The organism is Actinoallomurus sp. NPDC052274 (genome assembly GCF_040679475.1).
Taxonomy (GTDB): Bacteria; Actinomycetota; Actinomycetes; order Streptosporangiales; family Streptosporangiaceae; genus Actinoallomurus; species Actinoallomurus liliacearum.
Genome location: NZ_JBFAUT010000005.1, coordinates 48,622 through 70,070 on the forward strand (window position 1 = coordinate 48,622; position 21,449 = coordinate 70,070).

Consider the following 21,449-nt stretch of genomic DNA (forward strand, 5'->3'; position numbering starts at 1 on the left):
GCAAAAGGAGCCTCGGGTGTCTCTTCGGCGTCGCGGCACGGCCGCCGTCGCTCTCGCCATCGCCGCCGTCCTGTCCCTCGGGGCGTGCGGCGGTGGGTCCACCGGGAACGGGAAGGAGGGCGGCGCCGAGACCAAGAACAAGCAGTCGGTCGCCAAGGGCGGGAAGGACTTCGCGAGCGCCGCGGAGAAGACCGCGGCGATGGGCACGGACGCCAAGCCGGGCCAGTGGCCGCGGACGATCACGCACGCGATGGGCCGTACTGTCATCAAGGCGCAGCCCCAGCGGGTCGTCGTGCTGGACGTCGGCGAGCTCGACAACGTCGTCTCGCTCGGGATCAAGCCGGTCGGGCTGGCCCCGACCGAGGGGTCGCCGGAGCTGCCGTCGTACCTGAAGAACGACGCGGGCACGCCGAAGAACGTCGGCACGATCAGCAGCCTCAACCTCGAGGCGATCGCCGCGCTCAAGCCCGACCTGATCCTGGGCAGCCAGCTCCGCGCCGCGGACTCCTACGACGAGCTGTCGAAGATCGCCCCCACCGTCTTCTCCATCCGCCCCGGCTTCACCTGGAAGGAGAACTACCTCCTCAACGCGGCCGCGCTCGACCGGACCGCGCAGGCGAAGGCGAAGCTCGCCGAGTACGACAAGAAGGCCAAGGCCCTCGGGGAAAAACTGGGCGTGAAGAAGCCGACCGTGTCGATGGTGCGCTACCTGCCCAACGGCGTCATCCGGCTGTACGCCAACGCCTCCTTCATCGGCACCATCCTCAAGGACGTCGGCATCCCGCGCCCGAAGAACCAGGACATCAACGACCTGGCGGCCGAGGTCAGCGCCGAGAACATCGACAAGGCCGACGCCGACTACATCTTCACCGGCGTGTACGGCGACCCGAAGGCCACCGACAAGAGCAAGGCCCAGGGCAACCCGCTGTGGAAGAACCTGAAGGCGGTCAAGGACGGTCACGCGTACGACGTGCCGGACGAGACCTGGTACCTCGGGCTGGGCGTCACCGCGGCCGACGCGGTCCTGGACGACCTGCAGAAGTACCTGACGGCGTGACCGCCCGACCCCGGAAGAGAGCCCGGCCCCGGAAGAGAGGGTGAGCGCGGCGTGTCGCCATCGACCCGTCGCCGTGCCGCCTGGCTGCTGGCGGCCTTCCTGTCGCTGCTCGTCGCCGTGCTGCTGAGCCTGGCGGTGGGCAGCCGGCAGATCGGCCCCGCAGAGGTGTTCCAGGCCCTGCTGCACGGCGGGACCAGTGACAACGCGCAGGTGGTGCGGTCGCTGCGGGTGCCCCGCACCGTCATCGGTGTGCTGGTCGGCGTCGCGCTCGCGCTGGCCGGGACCGTGATGCAGGGCGTGACCCGCAACCCGATCGCCGAACCGGGCGTCCTCGGCGTCAGCCAGGGCGCGTCGGTCGGCGTGGTGTGCGCGATCGCCTTCTTCGGCGTGCACACGCTCGTGGGTTATGTCTGGTTCGCGTTCGCGGGCGCGGCGCTGGCGGCGGTCGGCGTGTACGCCGTCGCCAGCGGCGGGTACCGCGGCGCCTCGCCGGTCAAGCTCGCCCTGGCCGGCGCCGCGATGAACGCGTTCCTCGCCTCCGTCGTCTCCGGGATCGTCACCACCAACGCCCGCGCCCTGGATGAGTTCCGCTTCTGGCAGGTCGGCTCGATCAGCGGACGCGGCAGCGAGATCATCGGCCAGGTATGGCCGTTCCTGCTGGCCGGTCTGGTGCTGGTCGCGGCGATGTCCCGCGGGCTGGACGCCCTGGCCCTCGGCGACGACGCCGCCATGGGTCTGGGCCACAACGTCGCCCTGCTGCGCGCGCTCGGCGCGCTCGGGGCGACCGTGCTCACCGGGGCGTCGGTGGCCGCCGTCGGGCCCATCGCCTTCACCGGCCTGGCCGTACCCCACATCGCGCGCGCCCTGGTCGGCAGCGCGCACCGCTGGGTGCTCCCGCTGGCCGCGCTGCTCGGCCCCGTGATGCTCCTCGTCTCCGACGTGCTCGGCCGGATCATCTTCCCGCCCTCGGAGGTCCCGGTGGCCGTCATGACCGCGCTGCTCGGCGTGCCGTTCCTCATCGCGCTCGTACGCCGCAAGACGGTGGTGGCGGCATGAACGAAGGAGGGCGCATGAGCACGGGTAGTCGTGCGTCGAGCCGCCCGATGACCGTACGGCCGCCCGGTCATTCCGTGCTGCGGCTCGGACGCGGCAGCCTCCTGGTGCATCGCCGGGCCCTCGTGGTCGTGGTGGCGCTCGCCGTGCTGCTGGCCGCGGTCGTGGTCGCCTCCCTGTGCGTCGGCCAGTCCTTCGTCTCCCCGGTGGAGGTGTGCCGGGTCCTGCTCGGCCGGCCCAGTCCCGACGAACTCGTCGTCGGGACCCTGCGCCTGCCACGCCTCGTCGTGGGCCTGCTCGCCGGGGCCGCCTTCGGCGTGGCGGGCGCCCTGGTCCAGACCGTCGCCCGCAACCCGCTGGCCAGCCCCGACGTCATCGGCGTGACGCACGGCGCGGGCGCGGCGACGGTCGCCGCGATGAGCTTCGGCGTCGCCTCGTACGACGCCCTGCCGTACATCTCCGTCGGCGGTGGCCTCGCGGCGACGCTGCTGGTGTACGTCTTCGCGTGGCGGCGTGGACTGCACGCATCCCGCTTCGTGCTGGTCGGCATCGGCATCTCGGTCGCGCTGGGCTCTCTCACGCAGGTGTTCCTCACCAAGGGCGACTACCTCGTCGCGCAGCAGGCCAAGGTCTGGCTGACCGGCTCCCTCAACGGGCGCGGGTACGACCACGCGGCGCCGCTCGCCCTCGTCATGCTGGTGGCCCTCCCGGCGGCGCTGTGGGCGGCCCGCGCCCAGCGCAGCGCGCTCTTCGACGACGACACGGCCACCGCCCTGGGCGTACCGCTGGACCGGATCCGGCTCGGCCTGGCCGTGCTCGGGGTCGTCCTGGCGTCGATGGCGACCGGCGCCGCCGGACCCATCGACTTCGTCGCCCTGCTGGCACCGCAGATCGCCCGCCGCCTCACCCGTACGGTCCAGATCCCCCTGCTGTCCTCCGCGCTGGCCGGCGCCCTGGTCGTCGTCGTGGCGGATCTGCTGGCCCGCCGCCTGTTCGCCCCGATCGAGCTGCCGGTCGGCGTCCTCACCGCCGTGGTGGGCGCCCCGTACCTGATGTGGCTCATCGTCCGTACCCGCAGCCGTTCCGGAGGCACCGCCCAATGAGTGAGCGAAGCGAGAGCACAGCACCTCTGGTCACTCCGCCGACGAAGGAGGGCTCATGACCGGCACCAGCCGCCTCACGGCGCAGGACCTGACCCTCGCGTACGAGGACCGGGTCGTCGTCGACGGACTGGACCTGGAGATCCCCGACGGGCAGGTCACCGTCATCGTCGGCCCCAACGCCTGCGGCAAGTCCACCCTGCTGCGAGCCCTCGGCCGGCTCCTCAAGCCACGCCGCGGGACGGTGCTGCTCGACGGCGCCGAACTCGCCCACGTCTCCCGCAAACAGATCGCGCGGACCGTGGGCGTCCTGCCTCAGTCGCCCACTCCCCCGGACGGGATCACCGTCGCCGACCTGGTGGCACGCGGCCGGCAACCGCACCAGAAGTGGTGGCGGCAGTGGTCGCAGGACGACGAGCGGGCCACCGCGGAGGCGCTGGAACGCACCGCGACCGCCGACCTCGCCGAGCGTCCGGTGGACGAGCTGTCGGGCGGCCAGCGCCAGCGGGCGTGGATCGCGATGGCCCTGGCCCAGGACACCGACCTGCTTCTCCTCGACGAGCCCACGACGTATCTGGACATCGCTCATCAGGTGGAGGTCCTGGACCTGATCCGGCAGCTCAACCATGAGCGGGGCCGCACCGTCGTCGCCGTCCTCCACGACCTCAACCAGGCCGCCCGCTACGCCGATCACATCGTCGCCATGAAGGCCGGCCGCGTCATCGCCCAGGGCCCGCCACGTGACGTGGTCACCGCGGACCTGGTCCGGGAGGTCTTCGGCCTGGCGTCCGTCGTCGTCCCGGACCCGGTCACCGGCGGCCCGCTCGTCGTACCCGGCATGGCGTGGCAGCCCGAAGCGGAGGACGACCGCGTCCGGTAGCCGCGGCGCGCGGCGACCGACGAACCCGACCACGTGGGGCCGCAGGGCATCGCCGACCTGGCGATCCCCGCGCGCCGGGCCGCCGGCGGGCGGCTCCTCAGGCTCGCAGGAAGGCCAGGACGGCGAGCACTCGGCGGTGGTCGTCGTCTGCGGGGGGCAGATCCAGCTTGGCGAGGATGTTGTTGATGTGCTTGCCGACCGCCGCCGGGGACACGACGAGGGTGCGGGCGATCGCGGCGTTGGATCGTCCCTCGGCCATCAGCGCGAGCACCTCCCGTTCGCGCGGGCTGAGGCGTTCGAGGGGGTCGCGTCGGAGACGAAGCAACTGGCGGACGACCTCGGGATCGATCACGGTGCCGCCGTCGGCCACCCGACGCACGGCGTCGACGAACTCCGTCACCTCGCCCACCCGGTCCTTCAGCAGGTAGCCGACGCCGGTGCCGCCGGAGGAGTCGAGCAGCTCGCCGGCGTAGGTCTGCTGGATGTACTGGCTGAGCACCAGCACCGGAAGCCGCTTGTGTGCCTCCCGGATGGCGAGGGCGGCGCGGAGCCCCTCGTCGGACAGGCCCGGGGGCATCCGCACGTCGGTGACGATGATGTCGGGCGGATCCTGCTCCACCGCGCAGATCAGCGCCTCGGCGGTGCCCACGGCCGCGATGACCTCGTGGCCGAACCGCTCGAGCACCGCGATGATCCCATCACGCATCAACACGCTGTCCTCGGCGACGGTCACTCTTAGGGACCGGTCTGCGGGCACGGAAGCTCCACTTTCACGACGGTCGGCCCTCCGGCCGGGCTGGACAGGGTGACGGCGCCGTCGACGAGCGTGACGCGGTCGGTGAGGCCCGTCAGGCCACTGCCGCGCTCCGCGTCGGCTCCGCCGACACCATTGTCGCGGATCTCGATGACGAGGACGCCGTCGACGAGCCCGCCGGTGACCCAGGCGCGGGACGCTCCGCTGTGCTTGGCGACGTTCGCGAGGGCCTCGCAGACGGCGAAGTAGGCGGTGGTCTCAATGGTCCGCGGCAGCCTGCCGGGCAGCGCGAGCGCGACCTCCACGGGGACCGGTGAACGGCTCGCGACGTCGAGCGCCGCGGGCGGGAGGCCGCGGTCGGTGAGGATCTGTGGATGGATCCCATGGATGAGTTCGCGCAGCTCGGTCAGGGCCTGCGCGGCCTGTTCCTGGGCGTGGGCGACCTGGTCGGCGGCGGGCCCCGGCGGCAGGTCGAGGCGCGCCAGGCCCAGGCTCATCGACAGGGCGACGAGACGTTGCTGGGCCCCGTCGTGGAGGTCGCGTTCGATCCTGCGGCGCTCGGCCTCGAACGCCCGGACCAATCGTTCCCTCGACCGGGTGACCTCGGCCAGCTTGTGGATCAGTTCGTCCTCACGGGGCGCCAGCAGGGCCCGGGCCAGCCACGCCCGCGCGGCGGCGAAGCCGGTGAGCAGGTAGGCCGCCACGACGAGCAGCACGAGGCCCGCCGGGACCGCCGCCAGCGCCTGCGCGGCCGTGGAGATGGTCGCCCCCGGCCAGAGTTCACGGTGCCCGCCGGCGACGAACACGGGGATCGGCGCGCTCAGCAACGCGAGCGGCAGGCAGATCCCGATCACCGCCACGCCCAGGTCGAGGGGCCACAGAACGGTGACGAACAGCAGGGTGTAGGCGAGTTCACGCCGGGTCGCGGGTTCGCGAAAGCGCGTCCTGAGCCAGGCGACCGGGCCGGGACGGTCCGGAACGCGGTGCGGGTCGGGCGCGGGTTCGGGGTCGATCAACCGCATCCGCCACCGCTCGGCCGACGCCAACGGCACCCCGGCGAGCCCGGCCGCCAACAGCATCGGGATGCCGATCAGCACGGTGGACAACACGCCCCCGACGGTGATCAACGCGCCGATGACGGTGAGCCCGACGCTCCCCGGCACGGCCGCGGTGGCGAGGTACGCCGCCCCGCGCCAAGGCCAGCCGGAGAGCAGGAAACGTCGCTCCGACATCGCCTGCCAGGCCGTCCGCGACGGGGGGACCGAGACCATGCGCCGAGCATAGGAGCGGGGCCGGTCTCCGCCGACCATGCCTGCCCGACCTTCCGGGTAATGCAGGCCATACCCCGGATCGGCAATCTCGGACCAGTGCTCCGGCCCCGCCCGGCCCGGTTCGATGATCTTCATGAGTCACGTACAGCTTCATGCGGTGCGCAGGACGTACGGCCGTGGCCCCGGCGCCGTCGTCGCGCTGGACGGGGTGAGCGTGGACTTCCCCGCCGGCTCGTTCACCGCGGTGATGGGTCCCTCCGGGTCGGGCAAGTCGACGCTGCTGCAGTGCGCGGCCGGGCTCGACCGCCCCAGCGCGGGCACCGTCACCCTGGCCGGCACCGACGTGACGCGCCTGCGTGAGACGGCGCTGACGCGCCTGCGCCGGGACCGGATCGGCTTCGTCTTCCAGGCGTACAACCTGGTGTCGTCGCTGACGGCCGAACAGAACGTCGGGCTGCCGCTGCGGCTGGCCGGCCGCCGACCGGAGCGGACCACGATCGCCGCGGCGCTCGAGGCCGTGGGCATGGCCGACCGCGCGCGGCACCGTCCCAGCGAGCTGTCAGGCGGCCAGCAGCAGCGGGTGGCGCTCGCCCGCGCGTTGGTCACCCGGCCGGATGTGCTGTTCGCCGACGAGCCGACGGGGGCGCTGGACACGGCCGCCTCCGCCGAGGTGCTGTCGCTGCTGCGCGGGCTCTCCGGCGAGAACGGGCAGACGATCGTCATGGTCACGCACGATCCGGTCGCCGCCGCGTACGCCGACGGGGTCGTGTTCCTCGCCGACGGCCGGGTGGCCGACCGGATGGACCGTCCCACGGCCGGTGCCGTCGCCACCCGGATGACCCGGCTGAGGGCCGTGCGATGCTGAGCATCGCCCTCGCCACGCTGAAGGCCCGGTGGACGGCGTTCGCCGGCGCCTTCGTCGCGCTCGCCCTGGGCGTCTCGATCATCGCCACGATGGGCCTGGTGCTGGCCGCCGCGGCCACCGGCCCGCACCGGAGCCCGCAGCGCTTCGCCGACGTCCCGGCGGTCGTCCGGGCCGAGCCGGCCAAGCGCGTCCGTGACAGGTACGGGACGGACGTCGTCCCGCTGGCCGAGCAGCCGGCGCTCCCGGCGGCCGTGGTCGCCCGGTTCCCGGGGGCCGTCCTGGACCGGACGTTCCACGCCCAGGTGGAGGGCGGCCCCGCCGATCAGGTCGGGCACGCGTGGTCGGCCGCCGCCTTCACGCCGTACCGGCTCGTGGCGGGCCGCGCGCCCGGCCGCCCGGACGAGATCGTCGTCGGCGGGGGCGCGCGGAGCCTGATCGGGGGCCGGGTGGCCGTCCGCACCGCGCGGGAGACCCGCGAGTACCAGGTGACCGGCGTCACCGCGAGCGTGCCGTTCGAGCACGCGGTCTTCTTCGCCGACGCGGAGGCCGCCCGGATCTCGCCGGAGGTGGACGCGCTCGTGCCGCGCGGGCGGGTGAGCCCGGTACCCGGGACGCAGGTGCTGACGGGCGACGCCCGGCACCTCGCCGACCCCGGCGCGGCCCAGGACGCGACGGACCTGGACGCCCTCCAGTCGTTCCTCGCCGTGATGGCGCTGGTCGCCGGCTTCGTCTCCCTCTACGTGACCGCGTCGGCGTTCGGTCTGACCATCACCCAGCGGCGTCGCGAGCTGGCGCTGCTGCGCACGACCGGCGCGACGCCGGGTCAGGTGATGAGGATGGTGTGCCTGGAGGCCACGCTCGTCGGCGCGATCGGCGCCGCGGCCGGCTGCGGGCTGGGGCTGTGGGGCGGCCCGGTGCTGGCCGGCTGGATGACCGCGCGGGGCATGGCGCCCTCCTGGTTCGGCGTCGGCCTGTCCGCCGGGTCGGTCCTGGCCCTCGCCGTCGCCTTCCTGGTCGGCGTCGCCATCGCGGTCCTGTCGGTGGCGGTCGCGGCGGCGCGGGCCGGCCGGATCCGTCCCGTCGAAGCGCTGCGAGAGGCCGCCGTCGACCGCCGGGCGATCACCCGGGTTCGGACGCTGCTCGGCTGGATCGCCCTGGCCGGCGGGCTGGTGATGCTCGCCGCGATCGTGGTCGCCTACCCGGCCGGGGCCACGGACCTGAAGACCGTCGTCCAGCTCGCCCTGCTGCTGATCGCGGCGACCGGCCTGCTCACTCCCGTGCTGCTCCCGCCCCTGATCCGGATCCTGAGTCGGCCGTTCACGTACGGAGCGGGCGGGCTCCTGGTCCGGGAGAACTCGCTGACCGCGGTACGCCGCGCGTCGGCCGCCGTCGCCCCTGTGCTGATCACCGTCGGGCTGGCCTGCTCCGTCCTGGGAGCGAGCGGCGCCGTCGACTCCGCCACGGACCACGATCTGCGGCGGCAGGCCGCTCGGGCGGACTACGTCGTCCTGCCCGTCGGAGGCGCCCAGCTGAACCGGACGGTCATCGACCGGATCCGGGCCGTTCCCGGGATCGAGGCCACGACGGTGACGAGCACGACGCTGTTCGCCCACGAACCCGCGCTCACCGCCCTCCATCTGGAGGCCCCGATGCCGGTCCCGTACGCGGCCCAGGCGGTCGATGAGACCACCGTTCTCGACCTGCCGGTGGTCGAGGGATCGCTCGCCGGCCTGAACACCCGGACCATCGCCGTCGACCGCTCCTGGCACCGGCACGTCGGCGACACGATGCCCGTCTGGCTGGCCGACGGTACCCCGGTCGCCCTCCGCGTCACGGCGGTGGTCGACGCCGGTCTGGGCGATGGCCTGGTGATCGATTCGCGGAACGCCGGACGCTCGCTGCCGGAACGGATCTACGTGCGGATACGGCCGGGAGCCGATCGGCCCGCGGCCCTGGCGGCGTTGCGCACCGCGACCCACGGCGTGGGCGCACAGGCCGTGCCGACCGGGCGGTGGACGGCCGTGGCGCGCGACCGGCAAGGCCGCCAGACCGAACTCGGCCTCGTCGTGCTCCTCGGCGTCGCGATCGCCTACAGCGCCCTCGCGATCGCCAACACCTTCCTGACGTCCGTCGCGGGACGGGGCCGTGAATTCGCCCTGTTGCGCCTGACCGGAGCGACCCGCCGCCAGATCCTGGCGATGGCGGCGGGCGAGGCCCTGCTGTTGACGGCCGTCGGGGGGGTGCTCGCCGCCGTGGCCTCCGCGCTCCTCCTCGCCGTGGTGGGCGCCGCCCTGGGCAGGCTGGTCGGGACTCCCGTCATCGCCGTGCCCTGGTCGACGATGGGCCTGATCGTCGCCGGCAGCGCTCTGCTCGCCGTCCTCGCCTCCGTGGCGCCCGCGGGACTCCGGCTCCGCGCACGCCCCATGGAGGCCGCCGGAGTCCACGACTGACCCGTACGACCCTCCACACAAAGGAGAGCACACCGTGCTGTTCTCGTTCATACGGCCGGAGGCGGAGGCGTTCGCGCGCGCGGGCATCGCGGCCCTGATCTACGACAAGCGCACCGTCGGCTACTCCAAGGTCCACCGCGACTATGGGCTCCTCGCCGACGACGCGGCCGCGGGCGTCGCCGCGCTGCGCGCCGTGCCGGGCATCGACCCGGCGCGCGTGGGGCTGTGGGGATTCAGCGAGGGCGGCTGGGTCGCGCCGCTCGCCGCCGTACGCAGCGGGCACGTCGCGTTCCTGGTGACCCTCGGGGCCTCCGGCCTGACCCCGCTGCGCACGCAGACCTGGTACCTGGCCAACATGGCACGGCACAACGGAGTCACCGGCTCGCTGGACGGCGCGGTCACCGGACCGGCGGCCCGGCTCGTCGCGGGTGCGGGCCTGTTCCCCGAGGCGTCGTACGACCCGCTGCCGGTCCTCGCCCGACTGCGGATGCCGGTGCTGGCCCTGTGGGGCGAGCACGACATCGAAGTGCCACCCGCCGAGAGCGCCGGCATCCTGCGCCGCGCCCTGGCCGCCGACCGGTCCGTCACCATCGGGTTCCTGGCCGGCGCCGCGCACGACGGGCGGCAGACCGGCGACGGCTTCGACCGCATCGGCGGCCCGTCGATCCAGGGCCACCGACTGGGCGCACTCGCACCGGGCTACACCGCGACGATGGCCACCTGGGTACGCCAGGTCGCCGCCGGACACCCACCGGCGTCCAGCGCGCAGCGACCACCGGTACAGGCGGCGTCCAGCCGAGCGGCCGGCGGCCACTGGGATGACAACGCCCTGGTTCAGGCCATCGTGCTCGCGGCCATCACACTGACCTTCCTCGGATGCCTGATCGCCGGTCTCGCCCTCCGCCGCCGCGCGCTGCCGCGGACGGTCCGCCGGCTGTCCCGATGGCTCGCCGCCTGTGGTCTCCTCACGGTGCTCGGCACGGTGCTGTTCGTGCTCTCGGTGTACCTGACCTCCGCGCAGACCGCGGCGCCGGCCGCGCTCGGCCGTGCCGTGCCGTGGCTCGTCCTCCAGGTGCTCGCGCTGGCCACCGCGGTGCTGACCGTCGCGACCGGCACCGCCGTCGCCCGCGGCCGAGACGCGATCCTCGGCGCGCACCGGATACGACTCATCATCCTGATGGCCGCCGGCATCCTGTGCGTGGCGTGGTCCGCCCGATGGGGCCTGCTCACCCCCTGACCCCGGCCGCGCCGTGCCGGTGCGGTCAGAACTCCTCGTCGAGGCTGACCGTCCCTTCGACGGCGACCTGGTAGGCCGACACCCGGCGTTCGAAGAAGTTGGACAGCTCCTGAACGTCCTGCAACTCCATGAACGCGAACGGGTTGGCGGTGCCGTACCGGATCGGCATGCCGAGGCGGGCGAGGCGCTGGTCGGCGACGTTCTCCAGGTAGGCGCGCATGTCGGTGGCGGTCATGCCGGACAGGCCGTCGCCGCACAGGTCATGGGCGAAGGCCAGTTCGGCGGCGACGGCCTCCTCCAGCATCCTCGTCACCTGCCCGGTCAGCTCATCGTCGAACAGGTCGGGCTCCTCGGCGCGTACGGTGTCCACGACGCTGAAGGCGAACTCCATGTGCATCGACTCGTCGCGGAACACCCAGTTCGTGCCCGAGGCGAGGCCGTTGAGCAGGCCGCGGTCGCGCAGCCAGTACACGTAGGCGAAGGCGCCGTAGAAGAACAGCCCCTCGATGCACGCGGCGAAGCAGATGAGGTTGAGCAGGAACGCCCGCCGGTCCTCCCGGCCGCGGAGCCGGTCCATCGCGCCGAGGGAGTCGATCCAGCGGAAGCAGAACTCCGCCTTGTCGCGGATCGAGGGAATGTTCTCCACGGCGGCGAACGCCTTGGCCCGCTCGTCGTGGTCGGGGAGGTAGGTGTCGAGCAGGGTCAGGTAGAACTGCACGTGCACGGCCTCTTCGAACAGTTGCCGTGACAGGTACAGGCGGGCCTCGGGCGCGTTCAGGTGCGTGTAGAGGTTGAGCACCAGGTTGTTGGCCACGATCGTGTCACCGGTGGCGAAGAACGCGACCAGCCGGTTGACCAGGTGCAGTTCCTCGGGCGTGAGCCGGGCCAGGTCGGCGAGGTCGGAGTGCAGGTCGACCTCTTCGACGGTCCAGGTGTTGCGGATCGCGGCGCGGAACCGGTCGTAGAAGGCCGGGTAGCGCATCGGCCGCAGGGTCAGATCCATACCGGGGTCGAGCAGACTCATTGGCATGCCTCGCAGGTCTCGGGGTTCTCCAGGGAGCACATGAGCGCCTCCACCTCCTGGGCGGGGGCGACGGTCGTCTGCGCGATCCGGGTGGCCGGGCGCGACCGCAGGTAGTACGTGGTCTTCAGGCCGGACCGCCACGCGTAGGCGTACATCGACGACAGCTTCCCGATCGTGGGAGTGGCCATGAACAGGTTCAGCGACTGGGACTGGTCGATGTAGGGCGTCCGCGCCGCGGCCAGGTCGATCAGCGCCTTCTGCGGAAGCTCCCAGGCGGTGCGGTACAGGTGCCGCAGTTCGCCGGGAAGCTCGTTGATGTCCTGCACCGATCCGTCGGCGCGCTTGATCGCGTCACGGACCCGCGGTGTCCACAGCCCACGCGCCTTGAGATCCGCCACCAGGTAGGTGTTGATCTGCAGGAACTCCCCTGACAGGGTCTCGCGCTTGAAGATGTTGGACACCTGCGGCTCGATGCACTCGTAGCAGCCGGCGATGGAGGCGATGGTCGCGGTCGGCGCGATCGCCACCAGCAGTGAGTTGCGCAGCCCGACCGCGGCGATCCGGGCCCGCAGCGCCTCCCACTCGTCGGCGTGCGTCCGGTCGGCGTCCGGCCAGTGGTCCGGGTGCAGGACGCCGCGGGCGGCGCGGGTCTGGTCGTAGGACGGGTGCGGGCCGTAGGCCGCGGCGAGGTCGGCCGACTCCCCGTACGCCGCGAGCGCGATCTCCTCGGCGATGCGGGTGGACAGCGCGAGCGCCTCGGGCGAGTCGAAGGGCAGCCGCAGCCGGAAGAACACGTCCGCCAGGCCCATCACGCCGAGCCCGATCGGCCGCCAGCGGCGGTTCGCCCGCGCCGCCTCCGGCGTGGGGTAGAAGCCGCGGTCGATCGTACGGTCCAGGAACCGCACGGCCGTACGCGCGGTCGCCCGCAGCCCCGCCCAGTCGACCCCGTCGTCGGTCACGTGGGCGGCGAGGTTGATCGAGCCGAGGTTGCACACCGCGGTCTCGGCGTCGTGGGTGACCTCGAGGATCTCGGTGCACAGGTTGGACAGGTGGACGACGTTGCCGGGCTCGGCGGTCTGGTTGCAGGCGCGGTTGGCCGCGTCCTTGAACGTCATCCAGCCGTTGCCGGTCTGGGCGAGGGTGCGCATCATCGCCCCGTACAGCTGCCGCGCCGGGATCTGCCGGACGAATCGGCCCTCGGCCTCGGCCGCGCGGTACGCCCGGTCGAACTCCTCGCCCCACAGGTCCACCAGCTCCGGCACCTGCTTGGGGTCGAACAGCGACCAGGTCGCGTCCGCCTCGACCCGGCGCATGAACTCGTCCGGCACCCAGTTGGCCAGATTGAGGTTGTGCGTGCGCCGCGCGTCCTCCCCGGTGTTGTCCCGCAGCTCGAGGAACTCCTCCACGTCGGCGTGCCAGGGCTCGAGGTAGACGCACGCGGCGCCCTTGCGCCGGCCGCCCTGGTTGACCGCCGCGACGCTCGCGTCCAGCGTCCGCAGCCACGGCACGATGCCGTTGGAGTGCCCGTTCGTGCCCCGGATCAGCGAGCCCCGGCTCCGCACCCGGCTCCAGGAGATCCCGATGCCGCCCGCGTACTTGCTCAGCCGGGCCACCTGGCCGTACCGCTCGTAGATCGCCTCGAGCTCGTCACGCGGGGAGTCCAGCAGGAAGCACGAGGACAGTTGCGGGCGGGCGGCGCCGGAGTTGAACAGCGTCGGCGAGCTCGGCAGGTACGCCAGCCGCGACATCAGCCCGTAGAGCTCCGCGGCCTCGGCCACGCTGTCGGCCAGCCCGCAGGCCACCCGCAGGAAGAAGTACTGCGGGCGCTCCAGCACCCGCCGGGTCGTCGGGTGCCGCAGCAGGTAGCGGTCGTAGACCGTGCGCAGCCCGAAGTAGGTGAACCGGTCGTCGGCGTCGTGGTCGACCAGCGCGTCCAGCGCCTCCGTGTTACGGGCGACGAACCCCGCGGTTCGCTCGTTGAGCAGCCCCTGCTCGTAGGCGGCCGCGACGGACTCGGCGAACGTCACCGGGCCGGTCTCGTTCGCGATGGACCGGGCCAGCAGCCGGGCGGCGACCGTGGAGTAGACCGGGTCGGTGACGACCAGCGCGGCGGCCCGCCGTACGGCCTCGGCCAGGTCACCGGCTCCGGCGATGAGCAGCGGATCGGCGTCCGGCAAGCCGGCGCAGACACGCTCGATCTCGGCCGCGAGCGTCGGCTCGGGAGCGGCGATGGCCGTGGGGGACGCGATGAGCTGTTGTGTCACGTGCTCTCTCCTGGCGGGCTTCACGCTCGCGGAAAGGAGGCGCACGGACGACAGACTCCGCCGCCGACCCTCCCGCGAGGCCTGGACGACCGCGCGCTCTCACGCACGGGTCACTGGCAGGTCTTCGGACTCGCGGGCAGCACACCCGTCCATCGGGTGCGTCCTACTGACCGTCGCTTCCCAGGCCCGATCGAGCCCAGTGCCGTTGACGGCGGTCGTTCCCGCTCACCGCTGCGGGGCAGTCCCGGAATCCCACCGGGTTCCCTCTTGACACCCGCCACACGAGGCGCAGGTGAACCAGCAACACCAGAACCATACATGTAGTGGTGATGGAAACGCATCACCCCTAGATATTGGGCGCGTCGACCAAGAATCACGAGAACGCAGGCACGCCGAACGGCCCCCGGCGGTGATCCGCCGAGGGCCTTCGGATGGAACCGACTGCTACGCCGTGGCCTGCGCCTGCGTCTGCGCGCTCCGGGGGACCTCGGCCGTACGGGCGAGCAGTCGTTCGGCCATCGGCGCGAAGCACAGGCCGATCGCCGCCCACATGATCGCCTGTGCGGCCACCGAGTACAGGCGGAAGGAGAACAGCACGTCAGCCGGGAACCCCGGATAGACGATCTGCCCCTGCCGGTTCCGCAGCGGCAGCGGCGTCTCCGTCGCGTGCCGGCCGTACTCGTGGACGTTCGCCGACAGGTGCCCGAGCGAGGGCAGCACGGCCATCACGATGCCGAGCGCCACGACGCACGCCAGCCCGGCCAGCAGGGTCGCGTTCCAGTTCCCGAACCGGGGCTTGAGGCGCTGCCCCAGCCAGACCGCCAGGATCAGGAAGGCGATGGAGAATCCGACCATCAGCAGGTACAGGCCGCCTCGGTCGCGGATCGTGTCCTCATGGCCGATCGCGGGCGGGTTGGCCGGGTACTTGGCGAAGGGGATCAGGTAGAACCCCAGGAACCCGCCGAGTGCGACCAGCATCGCCAGCGTCCGCGGCCGTAGGTTGCCGGTGCGGCCGCAGGCCAGGATGTAGGCGACCGCGTACAGGCCGCCCATCGCGGCGCCGAACACGATGACGCCGACACCGATGCCGACGTTGGCCTGGATCGTGCGGCTGAAGATGTCCGACTCGGCGGCCTCGGGCGCGATGCCCGCCGCCTTGTCGAGCATGGCCTGGGCGGCGTCCCGGCCGCTCTCGTAGTCGATGGCCGCCTGGATCTGCGGCTCCGCGAAGATCCGCGCGAAGACGAACGCCAGGATTCCGCCGATCGCGCCCACGAGCAGCCCACGCAGGATGAATCGCCGTTCCACGGCGTACTCCCTCAGGTGTGGTGTCGCGGACGGGATCAGTGGCAGGGGAACCCGAGGAAGTGCCGGGCGTCGTGGACGAACTCGTGGATGGCCATGTTGTTGCCGAAGACCGAGGTCGCGCCCTGGTCGACGCCGATGAAGTAGTAGGCGGCCAGGCACAGCAGCACGGTGCCGAACAGCCACAGGGCGGCACGGCTGCCCGACACCACCACCGGCGTCGCAGGAGAAGTGGGCAGTGTCGAGGTCGTCATGTCACAGCCTCCTAAAGGGATCCAGCGTCCCTGTCTCGGTGGAGCGCTTCGATGGCGGAGGGTCTGACTCTCCGGCTCAGGGCCGGATCACAGTGGCGCGACCGTGCCGGATTTGCACCGGCTTCCTCTTAGCATCACGTTCGCCCGGATCGTACGGCCGAAAATCGGTACCGTCAACGTCGCAGGAGGTCACCCACCCCATGACCGTTCGGCTCGCGCTCATCGCGCACGCGGCCACCTCCGCCACCCGCGAGGCCCGTTTCCCCGACGACGAACCCCTCGACCCGCACGGCGCCGAGGCGGCCACGGCCGCCATGGGCGCACTGCGCCGCGTCACGGCGGCCTACCGCGGGCCCGAGGAACGCTGCCGGCAGACCGCCGCCGCGCTCGGCATCGAGGCGGTCACCGTCCCCGCCCTGGCCGACCTGGACGCGGGCGCCTGGCGGGGCAGGACCCTCACCGAGGTGGAGGCGGACCACCCCGCCGACCTGTACACCTGGCTGACCGATCCCCACGCGACCCCGCACGACGGCGAGTCGCTGGCGGAACTGATCGCCCGGGTGGCGAAGTGGCTGACCGAACTCCCCACCGACACCGGCAGGGTCGCGGCCGTCACCCACCCCGCGGTCATCCGCGCCGCCGTCCTGCACGCCCTGGGCGCCCCGCCCGAATGCTTCTGGCGCCTCGACGTGACCCCCCTGTCCCAGACCTGGCTGACCCACCACGGCGGACGCTGGCAGCTACGCGAGACCGGCCACCCGCTCGCCCCGCCACCCGCGGGCTGATCACGGACCGCGTTGTCCCGCCAGGGCACGACGCCTAGACTTCCGAGCGCAGCTGGTTCGCCCTGCCCGCCAGGCAGACGCGTCGTAAGAGGGAACCCGGTGTGAGTCCGGGACTGCCCCGCAGCGGTGAGCGGGAACGACCGCCGTCATGAAGCACTGGCCCCGGAGGACGGGGCCGGGAAGCGACGGCCAGTAGGTGTCTGCCCCGGCAGACGTGCCCGCGAGTCCGAAGACCTGCCACTGCCCGCGCGCGATCGGCGCGCGCGGAGAGCTCGGTGACCTCGAGGGCGGGTCGGCGGACGCAGCAGGGGATACCCCTGTGCTCCGGCACCCTTCGCGCTCTCATCCCGGCCCGGGCTCGGCAGAGATGCTCGCGAAGGAGAGTTTCAATGACAGCCACCACCGGAGCCGCGGCGACCCGCGCCACCGTGTACGGCCATCCCCGTCAGGGCCCCGACCGGGAGCTGAAGCGGGCCATCGAGGGCTACTGGAACGGCCGCCTCAGCGCCGGCGACCTGCGGTCGACCGCGACCGAGTTGCGCCACGCCACCTGGCGGCGGCTCGCGGCGGCCGGCATCGACGAGGTCCCGACCGGTGACTTCTCTTACTACGACCACATGCTGGACACCAGTGTCATGGTCGGCGCGATCTCCGAGCGCCATCGCGCCGCGGTCGACGCCGACGCGCTGGACGGCTACTTCGCGATGGCCCGCGGCACCCACGACGTGGCGCCGCTCGAGATGACCAAGTGGTTCGACACCAACTACCACTACCTCGTCCCCGAGCTCGGCCCCGACGCCGACTTCCGCGCCGACTCGACCAAGCAGGTCACCGAGCTCAAGGAGGCCCTCGCGCTCGGCCTCGCGGCGCGCCCGGTGCTGGTCGGGCCGGTCACGTACCTGCTGCTGGCCAAGCCCGCCCCCGGCGTCGCCGCCGACTTCGAACCGCTGACGCTGCTGGACCGGCTGCTTCCCGTCTACGCCGAGGTCCTGGCCGACCTGCGCGCCGCCGGCGCGGTGTGGGTCCAGCTCGACGAACCGGCCCTCGTCCAGGACCGTACGCCCGCGGAGCTGAACGCCGTCGCCCGCGCCTACCGCGAGCTCGGGAACCTCCCCGACCGGCCGAAACTGCTGGTCGCCTCCTATTTCGACCGGCTCGGCCAGGCGCTGCCGGTCCTGGCCGACGCGCCGGTCGACGGGCTCGCGCTCGACTTCACCGGACCCGCCGCCGCCAACCTCGACGACCTCGCCGCCGTCGGCGGCCTGCCCACGAAGCGCCTCGTCGCGGGCGTCGTCAACGGCCGCAACATCTGGATCAACGACCTGACCGCGTCCCTGTCCACCCTCGGCACGCTCCTCGGCCTGGCCGCCCAGGTCGACGTCGCCGCGTCCTGCTCACTGCTGCACGTCCCGCTCGACGCGGACCTCGAACACGACATCGACCCGCAGATCCGGCGCTGGCTCGCCTTCGCCCGCCAGAAGACCACGGAGATCGCAACACTCGCCCGAGGGCTGCGGCACGGCACCGACGCCATCGCCGCGGAGCTCGCGGCCAACCGCGCCCACCTGGCCTCCCGCGCCGCTTCCACCATCACGCGCGACCCGGCGGTACGGGCCCGGGTGGCCGCCGTCACCGGCGAAGACGCCCGGCGCCCCCAGCCGTACGCCGAACGCGTCACCGCACAGCGCGCGCGACTCGGGCTGCCGCCGCTGCCGACCACCACCATCGGATCGTTCCCGCAGACCGACGAGCTCCGCCGCGCCCGCGCCGACCTGCGCGCCGGCCGCATCGACGACGCCGCCTACGAGCAACGCATCGAGGCGGAGATCGGTGAGATCATCGCCTTCCAGGAGAAAGCCGGACTCGACGTGCTGGTACACGGAGAGCCGGAGCGCAACGACATGGTGCAGTACTTCGCCGAGCGGCTCACCGGCTACCTCGCCACCCGGCACGGCTGGGTCCAGTCCTACGGCACCCGCTACGTACGGCCGCCGATCCTCGCCGGGGACATCTCCCGTCCCGAGCCGATGACCGTCCGCTGGGCCGCCCACGCCCGGTCGCGCACCGACCGCCCGGTCAAGGGCATGCTCACCGGCCCCGTCACGATGCTCGCCTGGTCATTCGTCCGGGACGACCAGCCGCGCGCCGACACCGCCCGCCAGGTCGCCCTCGCCCTCCGCGACGAGGTCACCGACCTGGAGGCCGCCGGCATCGCCGTCATCCAGGTCGACGAACCCGCCCTACGCGAGACGCTGCCGCTGCGCACCGCCGACCACACCGCCTACCTCGCCTGGGCCACCGAGGCGTTCCGCCTCACCACCAGTGGCGTCCGCGCCGACACCCAGATCCACACCCACATGTGCTACGCCGAATTCGGCGACATCCTGGACGCCATCGACGAGCTGGACGCCGACGTGATCAGCCTGGAGGCCGCCCGCTCCCACATGCGCATCGCCGGTGAACTCGCCGCCGCCGGCTACCCCCGCCAGGTCGGCCCCGGCGTCTACGACATCCACTCCCCCCGCATCCCGAGCGCCGACGAGGCCGCCGGCCTCATCCGAGAGGCCCTGCGAGCGGTTCCGGCCGAACGGCTGTGGGTCAACCCCGACTGCGGCCTGAAGACCCGTGGCTGGCCGGAGGTCCGCGCGTCGCTGGAGAACCTGACCGCCGCGGCCCGCGCCGTACGGGACACCCTGCCCGGCGGTTCCTTCTGAGGCCGCTGGGGCGGACCTCCGTGATGTCCGCCCCGGCAGGCCGGGACGACGGCCGCCGCGCTGGAAGCGGTGACCTGGGACCTTCGTCCCTATCGTCCGAAAAACGGATGGTGTCGGATGAGGACCATGAGGACGCTGGGACCGTACGGGCGCACCACCACTCGCATGTCTCCGCGTGATCGGGCTCTGTGAGCAGGGAGACCTGCTGAGACCTTGACGAGTGGAAGGAGACGCCCCCGTGGCGAACGAACACGGTGAGAAGCATTACCGGATCGTGGTCGGCGTTGACGGATCCGAGCCGTCGCGGGCGGCCCTGCGCTGGGCCCTGCGGCAGGCGCGACTGACCGGGGCGGCGGTGGAGGCGGTGATCGGCTGGGAGGTCCCGACGAGCTTCGGCTGGGACATGGCCGTCGTGGGAGCGGACGACATCAAGGCCGCCGCCGCCAAGACGCTCGAGGCGACGATCGAGCAGGAGGCCGGGCAGCGACCCGGGGTGCCCGTCAACGCACGCGTCATGGAAGGAAACGCCGCCCGGGTACTGCTGGACGCGGCCGAGGGCGCCGACCTCATCGTGGTCGGCAACCGGGGACACGGGGGTTTCACGGGCGCGCTCCTCGGCTCGGTGAGCCAGCACTGCGTGCACCACGCGAAGTGTCCCGTCGTCGTCATTCGCGGAGAACACCGCTCGTGACGGGCGCCGCGCGCGGGTTCGCCGGCGGGGTCCCGGGAACTCCGGGTTCGTGGGCTCCGCCGATTCGGACAGGACCATCTGGACTATCGATGTGGGTGATGACATGACTGGTGAGGTAGCCGGCGGCTCGGCTCAGGCCGGGACCACGGGGTCGGGTCCGGTCAGTGGCGCGCCGGCACTGGTCTCCCTCGACGAGGCCGAGTGTCTGCGACTGATCTCGCCCGGCGGTGTCGGGCGGCTGGGTTACAACGGCCGGTACGGTCCCACGATCCTTCCGGTCAACTACAGGCTGTACGAGGACACGATCGTGTTCCGGACCGCCCAGGACAGCCCGACCGATGAGGACCTCCGCACCGGGATCGCGAACGCCGAGTACAAGGTCGCGTTCGAGATCGACGAGCTCGACCCTGCGGCGCGCGAAGGATGGAGCGTCCTCATCCAGGGTTCCTTGCACCATGTGGAGTCCGAGGACGAACGCGCGTCGGTCCGCGAAGCGGGCGTCGAGCCATGGGCGGGAGGTCCGAGGGAACTGTTCCTGCGGATCCGGCCCAGCCGCGTCACGGGCCGCCGTATCAGCAGGGACGCGCCGACCGGCGACGCCCGGTGACCTGAGCCGTCCGCGCGACCGGCCGGTCGGCATCTCCACTGCCGACCGGCCGGTCTTCGGCGTGCCGAAGACCGGCCTCGCGGCCCCTCCGCAGCGAAGGACGAAGGTCCCGCCGCCCGTGTGCTTTCGCCTCTGCGGCCGCCCCTGGCGCGTGGCGTTGAGTAAGGGCAGCCGGAAGTTCTCCGGTACGCCGAAGGAGTGAGCCCCCATGGCCGTCACCGACCGCAAGCCCGACACCCGTCACCCCGTCCGCCCGGCAGATCACGCGCCCCGCCCCACCTCCCCGGTCACCCCGTACGTCTGGGCCATCGCCCGGCTGTCGCTCGGATTCGTGTTCATCTGGGCGTTCCTCGACAAGCTCTTCGGGCTCGGTCACGAGACCGCCGCCAAGCAGGCGTGGATCCACGGCGGGCACCCGACGCTGGGCTTCCTGAAGTTCTCCGCGGCCGGTCCCTTCAAGGGCTTCTACCACGGCATCGCCGGAGCGGCGTGGGCCGACTGGCTGTTCATGCTGGGCCTCGCCGGCATCGGCGCGGCGCTGATGCTGGGCATCGGCATGCGTGCCGCCGCCGCGGCGGGCACGCTGATGCTGGTGATGATGTGGAGCGTCGTCCTGCCCCCGGCGAGCAACGTCTTCATGGACGACCACCTCATCTACGCGCTGCTCATCATCGGCCTGGCCCTGGTCCACGCCGGCGACACCCTCGGCCTCGGCGGCCTGTGGAGCAGGACCCGGCTGGTCCGCCGCTTCCCCGTCCTGAGGTGACAGTGACCGGCACCGACAGCGCGGGCGCACACCGCCCGCGCTGTCCTCTCTCCCGAAGACCGAGAACCACCGCCGTCCACGGCGAGTTCGGCGTTTGCGCAACCGATCGGATCCTTTCGGGAAGCGGCCTTTCCGTGCACCATCGCGGCCACCGGCCCGCGGCTGACGCGTTAGGGAGCGGGAACGCTCGCGTTCCTGCTCCCTACGGCCCCGTATGCCGGGCCTGTTCCGTTCGGGGTGGGTCAGGGGAAGTTGACGCCGTTCCTGGTGGGCTGGAGCGTGCCCAGGGTGAGGCTGTCGCAGATCGGAGGTTGGTAGCCGTCGTCGAGGCCGTGGTAGGTGAGCGGGATCCAGGTGCTGTGCCAGGCGACG

18 protein-coding genes and 3 riboswitches are annotated in these 21,449 nt (G+C 72.3%); of the genes, 12 read left to right on the forward strand and 6 right to left on the reverse strand.

Annotated features, from left to right (window positions below; all coding sequences use genetic code 11):
• The first annotated feature begins 16 nt into the window (after nucleotides 1-16).
• Genes AB0K82_RS06100 through AB0K82_RS06115 form a run of 4 tightly spaced genes read left to right on the forward strand, consistent with a single transcriptional unit; the run spans nucleotide 17 to nucleotide 4,090 of the window.
• On the forward strand, nucleotides 17-1,057 hold the full coding sequence (locus AB0K82_RS06100) for an iron-siderophore ABC transporter substrate-binding protein (protein ID WP_364393330.1): 1,041 nt from the start codon (nucleotides 17-19) through the stop codon (nucleotides 1,055-1,057).
• 51 nt (nucleotides 1,058-1,108) lie between these two features.
• Entirely contained in the window at nucleotides 1,109-2,113 is a 1,005-nt protein-coding gene (locus tag AB0K82_RS06105; RefSeq protein WP_364393332.1) for an iron ABC transporter permease, read from the forward strand.
• Nucleotides 2,114-2,127: 14 nt separating this feature from the next.
• Nucleotides 2,128-3,213 (forward strand): iron chelate uptake ABC transporter family permease subunit, encoded by a 1,086-nt coding sequence (locus AB0K82_RS06110; protein ID WP_364393335.1) that lies wholly within the window; start codon nucleotides 2,128-2,130, stop codon nucleotides 3,211-3,213.
• 55 nt (nucleotides 3,214-3,268) lie between these two features.
• Nucleotides 3,269-4,090 (forward strand): ABC transporter ATP-binding protein, encoded by an 822-nt coding sequence (locus AB0K82_RS06115; RefSeq protein WP_364393337.1) that lies wholly within the window; start codon nucleotides 3,269-3,271, stop codon nucleotides 4,088-4,090.
• A 97-nt stretch (nucleotides 4,091-4,187) separates the two neighbouring features.
• Here AB0K82_RS06115 and AB0K82_RS06120 read toward each other — a convergent pair whose 3' ends face one another.
• Nucleotides 4,188-4,847: a response regulator transcription factor gene (locus AB0K82_RS06120; protein ID WP_364393340.1), complete on the reverse strand. Its 660-nt coding sequence runs from the start codon at nucleotides 4,845-4,847 to the stop codon at nucleotides 4,188-4,190.
• Nucleotides 4,826-6,115 carry a sensor domain-containing protein gene (locus AB0K82_RS06125; protein ID WP_364393342.1) on the reverse strand — a complete coding sequence of 430 codons (1,290 nt, stop codon included), beginning with the start codon at nucleotides 6,113-6,115 and terminating at the stop codon, nucleotides 4,826-4,828. Before AB0K82_RS06125 ends, AB0K82_RS06120 begins: the two co-directional genes overlap by 22 nt.
• Before the next feature lie 133 nt (nucleotides 6,116-6,248).
• Here AB0K82_RS06125 and AB0K82_RS06130 point away from each other — a divergent pair, with 133 nt between their 5' ends.
• From AB0K82_RS06130 to AB0K82_RS06140, 3 genes are read left to right on the forward strand one after another with little or no spacing between them, the layout of a single operon-like run.
• The gene (locus AB0K82_RS06130) at nucleotides 6,249-6,980 is read left to right on the forward strand and encodes an ABC transporter ATP-binding protein (RefSeq protein WP_364393344.1); all 732 of its coding nucleotides are present in this window, start codon (nucleotides 6,249-6,251) and stop codon (nucleotides 6,978-6,980) included.
• Nucleotides 6,974-9,430 (forward strand): FtsX-like permease family protein, encoded by a 2,457-nt coding sequence (locus AB0K82_RS06135; RefSeq protein WP_364393346.1) that lies wholly within the window; start codon nucleotides 6,974-6,976, stop codon nucleotides 9,428-9,430. The genes AB0K82_RS06130 and AB0K82_RS06135 overlap by 7 nt, the downstream gene beginning before the upstream one ends.
• A 34-nt stretch (nucleotides 9,431-9,464) precedes the next feature.
• The gene (locus tag AB0K82_RS06140; protein ID WP_364393348.1) at nucleotides 9,465-10,667 is read left to right on the forward strand and encodes a hypothetical protein; all 1,203 of its coding nucleotides are present in this window, start codon (nucleotides 9,465-9,467) and stop codon (nucleotides 10,665-10,667) included.
• A gap of 25 nt (nucleotides 10,668-10,692) precedes the next feature.
• On the opposite strand, the gene AB0K82_RS06145 is transcribed toward AB0K82_RS06140, so the two are convergent.
• The 4 genes from AB0K82_RS06145 to AB0K82_RS06160 all read right to left on the reverse strand — a co-directional run bounded on the left by AB0K82_RS06145 (nucleotide 10,693) and on the right by AB0K82_RS06160 (nucleotide 15,514).
• Complete coding sequence (locus AB0K82_RS06145) at nucleotides 10,693-11,691, reverse strand: ribonucleotide-diphosphate reductase subunit beta (RefSeq protein WP_364393350.1); 999 nt, start codon at nucleotides 11,689-11,691, stop codon at nucleotides 10,693-10,695.
• Nucleotides 11,688-13,955: a ribonucleoside-diphosphate reductase subunit alpha gene (locus AB0K82_RS06150; RefSeq protein WP_364393351.1), complete on the reverse strand. Its 2,268-nt coding sequence runs from the start codon at nucleotides 13,953-13,955 to the stop codon at nucleotides 11,688-11,690. The genes AB0K82_RS06145 and AB0K82_RS06150 overlap by 4 nt, the downstream gene beginning before the upstream one ends.
• A gap of 97 nt (nucleotides 13,956-14,052) precedes the next feature.
• Nucleotides 14,053-14,272: riboswitch (cobalamin riboswitch) on the reverse strand.
• Nucleotides 14,273-14,399: 127 nt separating this feature from the next.
• Nucleotides 14,400-15,263 carry a CbtA family protein gene (locus AB0K82_RS06155; RefSeq protein WP_364393353.1) on the reverse strand — a complete coding sequence of 288 codons (864 nt, stop codon included), beginning with the start codon at nucleotides 15,261-15,263 and terminating at the stop codon, nucleotides 14,400-14,402.
• A gap of 35 nt (nucleotides 15,264-15,298) precedes the next feature.
• Nucleotides 15,299-15,514 carry a CbtB-domain containing protein gene (locus AB0K82_RS06160; protein WP_364393355.1) on the reverse strand — a complete coding sequence of 72 codons (216 nt, stop codon included), beginning with the start codon at nucleotides 15,512-15,514 and terminating at the stop codon, nucleotides 15,299-15,301.
• Nucleotides 15,515-15,551: 37 nt separating this feature from the next.
• A riboswitch (cobalamin riboswitch) is annotated at nucleotides 15,552-15,692 on the reverse strand.
• A gap of 22 nt (nucleotides 15,693-15,714) precedes the next feature.
• Here AB0K82_RS06160 and AB0K82_RS06165 point away from each other — a divergent pair.
• The 5 genes from AB0K82_RS06165 (at nucleotide 15,715) to AB0K82_RS06185 (ending at nucleotide 21,077) form a co-directional block, all read left to right on the forward strand.
• Nucleotides 15,715-16,299: a histidine phosphatase family protein gene (locus tag AB0K82_RS06165; protein ID WP_364393357.1), complete on the forward strand. Its 585-nt coding sequence runs from the start codon at nucleotides 15,715-15,717 to the stop codon at nucleotides 16,297-16,299.
• A gap of 36 nt (nucleotides 16,300-16,335) precedes the next feature.
• Nucleotides 16,336-16,556: riboswitch (cobalamin riboswitch) on the forward strand.
• A 132-nt stretch (nucleotides 16,557-16,688) separates the two neighbouring features.
• Nucleotides 16,689-19,013: a 5-methyltetrahydropteroyltriglutamate--homocysteine S-methyltransferase gene (gene metE / locus AB0K82_RS06170; RefSeq protein ID WP_364393359.1), complete on the forward strand. Its 2,325-nt coding sequence runs from the start codon at nucleotides 16,689-16,691 to the stop codon at nucleotides 19,011-19,013.
• 238 nt (nucleotides 19,014-19,251) lie between these two features.
• Nucleotides 19,252-19,704 (forward strand): universal stress protein, encoded by a 453-nt coding sequence (locus tag AB0K82_RS06175; protein ID WP_364393361.1) that lies wholly within the window; start codon nucleotides 19,252-19,254, stop codon nucleotides 19,702-19,704.
• Nucleotides 19,705-19,807: 103 nt separating this feature from the next.
• Nucleotides 19,808-20,311, forward strand: a complete 504-nt coding sequence (locus AB0K82_RS06180) for a pyridoxamine 5'-phosphate oxidase family protein (protein WP_364393363.1) — start codon at nucleotides 19,808-19,810, stop codon at nucleotides 20,309-20,311.
• A gap of 208 nt (nucleotides 20,312-20,519) precedes the next feature.
• Entirely contained in the window at nucleotides 20,520-21,077 is a 558-nt protein-coding gene (locus AB0K82_RS06185; RefSeq protein ID WP_364393366.1) for a hypothetical protein, read from the forward strand.
• Nucleotides 21,078-21,449 lie beyond the last annotated feature (372 nt).